Below are 509 nucleotides of genomic sequence, written 5' to 3'. Positions count from 1 at the left end.
CGACCAACAAATTCTACATTGAGTGCGCCATCCGCTTGTGCTTCAAGATAATGGAGTTCCGGACCGTCACCTAACAGACAAAAGTGTATATCTGTTTGTTTTCGTAGACGCTTTGCCGCCGCGATAGTGATATCAAAGCCTTTGTGCTTATAGAGTTTGGCAGCTTGAATAACGATGAATTTGTCTTTGTATTTGCTCTGAAGTGCTGCGAGAGCATGCTCATCAATTGGGTAAGCAACAGGCGAATCATTCACGACGTTGGTGCGCGCGTCGGGAAATTGTCTGGAGACGATGTTTTCAACGGCATGACTTACACAGACAATATTTGATGCTTGTCGGTAAGCAAGGCTTGATATCCATTTATCTTTGAATTTATTGTCGATTCTTCTTGTGACGATGTATGGCGTGCCAAATATTAGCTTTTGAATGAGTGCCCAGTAAATGGCTTGTCCTTCATGTACATGCATGACGTGCATATTGCTAGTGGCATCTTTGCTATGCCCAGTCAG

Annotated in this window: 1 protein-coding gene; it reads right to left on the bottom strand. The window is 43.8% G+C overall.

Translation table 11 applies throughout. From position 1 onward, the window contains the following. Positions 1-509 (bottom strand): glycosyltransferase (locus A3738_RS06685; protein ID WP_156504015.1); only part of this gene is annotated, 509 nt, incomplete at both ends.

The sequence above is a fragment of the Oleiphilus sp. HI0066 genome (genome assembly GCF_001635725.1).
This window is presented reverse-complemented; position numbering and strand designations above follow the sequence as displayed.